This is a genomic window from Mesorhizobium sp. M2A.F.Ca.ET.067.02.1.1, from assembly GCF_004023285.1.
In the GTDB taxonomy this organism is placed as follows: Bacteria; Pseudomonadota; Alphaproteobacteria; order Rhizobiales; family Rhizobiaceae; genus Mesorhizobium.
Map to the genome: position 1 here is coordinate 1 of NZ_RZSB01000543.1, position 4104 is coordinate 4104.

Genomic DNA, 4104 nt, shown 5'->3' on the forward strand with positions numbered 1-4104 from the left:
CCCGTATAGTGACGGGGAGAGGGGGGCTGTCACCGGCGGCTTCGCCAATAACCAGCGTCGCAGAACTGGCGCCAGCGTTGCGGCCAGCCCCTTCTCCCCGTCACTATACGGGGAGAAGTGCCCGGCAGGGCGATGAGGGGCGGCGCCGGCGTCTGGCAAGATAAGAACCCGATCATGGAGCCGGCTTGGTCAACTGCCGGCCCGACTGACTGCAACAGGGACGAACGCATGGATGTCTTTGACGAAGCCGCCGAAAGGTGGAAAGACGATGCCGACATCCGCGTCGGCCGGCGCGTGCGGGCGTTGCGCCTCGAGCGCAACCTCTCGCTGGCCGACTTGGCCGCCAAAGCCGGCATCTCCATCGGCGCGCTGAGCCAGATCGAACGCGGCATGTCCTCGCTGCGCGTCAAGGTGATCTGGCCGCTGGCCGCGGCGCTGGACATCGAGCCGTCGGCGCTGATCACCGACGGCAATGAGGCGGTCAACGACCTCTATTGCGTGCGCGCCGACAAGCGTCGGCAGATCCCGGTGAAGTCCGAAGGCATCGCCAAGGCGCTGCTGTCGCCGCCCGCCGCCACGCTCACCGGCATGCTGGTCACGGTCGAGGCCGGCGGCGGTACGGCGGAAGCCTACGCCCATGCCGGCCACGAATTCGGCTTCGTGATGGCGGGCGAGGTCGAGCTGGTGGTGGACGCCACCACCTATGTGCTGAAAGCCGGCGACAGCTTCGCCTTCAAGAGCACGCTGCTGCATGCCTTCCGCAACCCCGGCGCCGAGCGCTGCCAGATCCTCTGGGTCAACACGACCAAGCCGTCCGAGGTGCGCGATGGCGCCTGACGCGCTCGTTCGCCTGCAGAAGGTTTCGAAGGTTTTTCCGGGCGGCATAGTCGGCCTCGACGCCGTCGATCTCGATATCGCTCCGGGTGAGTTCCTGACCCTGCTCGGCCCTTCCGGCTGCGGCAAGACGACGAGCCTGCGCGTCATCGCCGGCTTCGAGAGTCCGTCGAGCGGCAATGTCCTGCTCGAAGGCCGCGACATCACGGGCTTGCGCCCCTTCGACCGGCCGGTGAACACTGTCTTCCAGGACTATGCGCTATTCCCGCATATGGATGTCGCGGCCAATGTCGGCTTCGGCCTGTCGCTGCGCAAAATGTCCGGCGCCGAGCAGGCAAAACGCATCCGCGACGCGCTCGACATGGTTGGCCTCGCCGACAAGCTGCGCGCCCGCGTCTCGGAACTCTCGGGCGGCCAGCGCCAGCGCGTCGCTTTGGCCCGCGCCATCGTCTGCGAGCCGCGCGTGCTCCTTCTCGACGAGCCGTTGTCGGCGCTCGACGCGCATTTGCGCGAGCAGATGCAGGTCGAATTGAAGCGGCTGCAGTCGCGGCTCGGCACCACCTTCGTCATGGTCACGCACGACCAGACCGAGGCGCTTTCGATCTCCGACCGCATCGTCGTCATGAACAAGGGCCGCATCGAGCAGATCGCGCCGCCGGCCACGCTCTACGACCGCCCCGCGACACGCTTCGTCGCTTCCTTCATCGGCACGATGAACTTGTTGCAGTCGCGCTTCCAGGGCCGCGACGGCGAGCGCCTGCGCTTTACCGCTGGCGACCTGCCGCTGGAGGCGACCTCAGACAGCGGCGAGATGCCGGACGCCGGCGACACCCGCACCATCGGCGTGCGCCCGGAAGATCTTCTCGCCGCTTCCGAGGCCGCCGAAGGCACCGCGCCGGCGCGGGTCAGCGGTGTCGTCTTCCACGGCCGCACGCTGCGCCTGCATGCCGAGCTCGGGCAGGGGACTCCGATCGTCATCGATGCTCCGCGCCGCGCCGACGGTTTTCAATTCAGCGTCGGCGACGTGGCGCATGTCAGCCTGCGCCGTGGCGCCAGCTGCCCCATGCTTTCCAGCTGACGGGGAGGGCGCTGGCTCACGAAGCCTTGGCGAACAATCCCTGATAGTCGGACTTGGCCTGCAGCAGGCGCAGGATGTTCTCGCGTGATCCGCGCACATGCGCGCGGGCGCGCTCGCCCGCCAGAGCGACATCGCCGGCGCAGATCGCGTCGACGATGCCGGCATGCTCCTCGCGGGTAAGCTTCCATTCGTCCAGCCACAGAAGCTCGGTCCAGACATATTGCTGGCATTTGTCGAGGATGCCGCAGAGCATGCCATGGAGCATCTCATTGCCGCCGATTTCGGCGATCACCCGATGCAGGTCGATGCCGACCTGCAGCTCCTCGAATTTTTCGCGCGTGCTGCGATCCGGGATCGCCGCCAGCCTTTCGCATTCGGCGAGCATCTCGCGCAATTTCGCCTTGTCGGCGGCGCTCGCGTTGGCCGCGGCCAACTCGGTCGCGCGGCCGTCGAGTAGTTCGCGGATGTCGAAGGCCTCGCGGAACATGGTCAGGTTGAACTCGGCCACGACATAGCCCTGGCGCGGACGGCCGATCACCAGCCCGTCGCGTTCCAGCCGGTTGAAGGCTTCGCGCACCGGCGTGCGGCTGACCTTGAGGCGCTCGGCGATCTCGTTTTCCGTCACGCGGCCGCCCGGCGGGATCTGGCCGGTGATGATCAACGCCTTCAGCTTCTCGAAGACCGAGTCGCGCAGCGTGTTTTTTCTTTCCTTGCTCAAACGTCCGGCCTCCAACGGTCAGTCATGGAATCGCAGTCTAGTGCCTTTTAGCGCCTGCTTGAACAGACCCTGTCGCGGTGCGCGGCCGCTTCGAACTGTCCCGCTTCTCCACCATCAAAAACCTGAAGCCCATGTTGACATCGGCTTCCGTCGAATTACACTCAAAATTGTATACAAATTAGCATACCAAATCAACGATAACGGGAACACCGGTTGGAGAAGCGAAAATGACGAAGAGACTTTTTATTCACGGCCTGGCGATTGCCGGGCTGCTGGCATCGGCCGCCGTTCCGGCGTCGGCCGCCGACACCATCACCGTCGCCTCATGGGGCGGCACCTATCAGGAAGCGCAAACCAAGGCCTTCTTCGATCCGACGGCCAAGGAACTCGGCATCACCATCAAGCAGGACACCACCAACGGCCTCGACGACGTGCGCCTGCAGGTCACCGGCAACGCCGTCAAATGGGATATCACCGAGCTTGGCGCCGACGAATGCGCGCGCGGCTCCAAGGAAGGCCTGTTCGAGAAACTGGACTACAATGTCATCGACAAGACCGGCATCAATCCCAAGCTCGTGCATGACGACTGGGTCGGCATCTCCTACACGTCCGTCGTGCTGATCTACCGGACCGATGTCTTCGGCGACAAAGGCCCGAAGACCTGGGCCGATTTCTGGAACGTCGAGAAATTCCCCGGCCGCCGCGCGCTCTCCGGCAGCCAAGCGACGGAGACGGTGAGCGTCGCCGCTCTCGCCAAGGGCATTCCAATCGACAAGGTCTACCCGGTCGACATCGACGGTGCGCTGCAATCCGGTCGACAAGATCAAGGGTCATATCGATGCCTGGTGGACCTCCGGCGCACAGGCCATGCAGCTCGTCAAGGACGGCGAGGTCGATATGGCCAGCATCTGGAACGGCCGCGCCGGCACACTGAAGAAGAGCGGTGCGCCGGTCAGCTTCTCCTTCGACCAGGGCGTGCTGACCGCCGACTGCATGGTCATCCCGAAGGGCTCGAAGAACAAGGACATCGCCATGAAGGCGCTGGCCAAGTTCGTCAGCCCCGATCTCCAGGCCAACTTGCCGCTCTATGTCGACAACGGCCCGGCCAACGAGAAGGCTTTCGAGACCGGCAAGATCCCGCCCGAGCGCATCAAGGACATCAATTCCTCACCCGAGAACGTCAAGAAGCAGGTGCTGCAGGACCCGGCCTTCTGGCGCGACACCCTCGTCGAGGCGACGGAGAAGTTCAACAACCTGATCCAGCAATGAGGATCGTACCGGAGTGGCGTCCTTGCGGCGCCGCTCCGCATCGTTTCGCAAAAATGATCCGGAGTTGAAGGAGATGCTGTTGTCTCTCGCGCAGTCCGCGCTGCCCATCGGCATAAGCGGGATTGAGAAGCGCTTCGGCGCGGTCTCCATCCTCAGCGATCTCAGCCTCGATGTCGCGGCGGGCGGATTCCTGCCCCTGCTCCGG

Annotated in this window: 4 protein-coding genes and 2 pseudogenes; 5 read left to right on the forward strand and 1 reads right to left on the reverse strand. The window is 64.7% G+C overall.

The genetic code is table 11. The features are described from left to right. The first annotated feature begins 228 nt into the window (after positions 1–228). Positions 229–837, forward strand: coding sequence for a cupin domain-containing protein (locus EOA28_RS27060; RefSeq protein ID WP_127253312.1), 609 nt, complete (start codon positions 229–231; stop codon positions 835–837). Next, complete coding sequence (locus tag EOA28_RS27065) at positions 827–1912, forward strand: ABC transporter ATP-binding protein (RefSeq protein WP_127253314.1); 1086 nt, start codon at positions 827–829, stop codon at positions 1910–1912. Before EOA28_RS27060 ends, EOA28_RS27065 begins: the two co-directional genes overlap by 11 nt. A 16-nt stretch (positions 1913–1928) precedes the next feature. Here the strand turns inward: EOA28_RS27065 and EOA28_RS27070 are convergent, their stop codons facing one another. Then, complete coding sequence (locus tag EOA28_RS27070) at positions 1929–2630, reverse strand: GntR family transcriptional regulator (protein WP_189342202.1); 702 nt, start codon at positions 2628–2630, stop codon at positions 1929–1931. A gap of 227 nt (positions 2631–2857) precedes the next feature. Between EOA28_RS27070 and EOA28_RS40985 the strand changes: the two are divergent. The 3 genes and pseudogenes from EOA28_RS40985 to EOA28_RS27080 form a co-directional block, all read left to right on the forward strand. Next, positions 2858–3349 (forward strand): annotated as a pseudogene (locus tag EOA28_RS40985) (extracellular solute-binding protein); the annotation flags it as partial. Positions 3350–3428: 79 nt separating this feature from the next. Continuing rightward, positions 3429–3899 (forward strand): extracellular solute-binding protein, encoded by a 471-nt coding sequence (locus EOA28_RS40990; RefSeq protein WP_281058998.1) that lies wholly within the window; start codon positions 3429–3431, stop codon positions 3897–3899. 22 nt (positions 3900–3921) lie between these two features. Continuing rightward, positions 3922–4104: pseudogene (locus EOA28_RS27080) on the forward strand (hypothetical protein); the annotation flags it as partial.

Excerpts from the sequence above, each read along its gene's own strand:
- EOA28_RS27060 (WP_127253312.1), top strand. The coding sequence starts at position 229 with ATGGATGTCTTTGACGAAGCCGCCGAAAGGTGGAAAGACGATGCCGAC.
- EOA28_RS27065 (WP_127253314.1), top strand. The coding sequence starts at position 827 with ATGGCGCCTGACGCGCTCGTTCGCCTGCAGAAGGTTTCGAAGGTTTTT.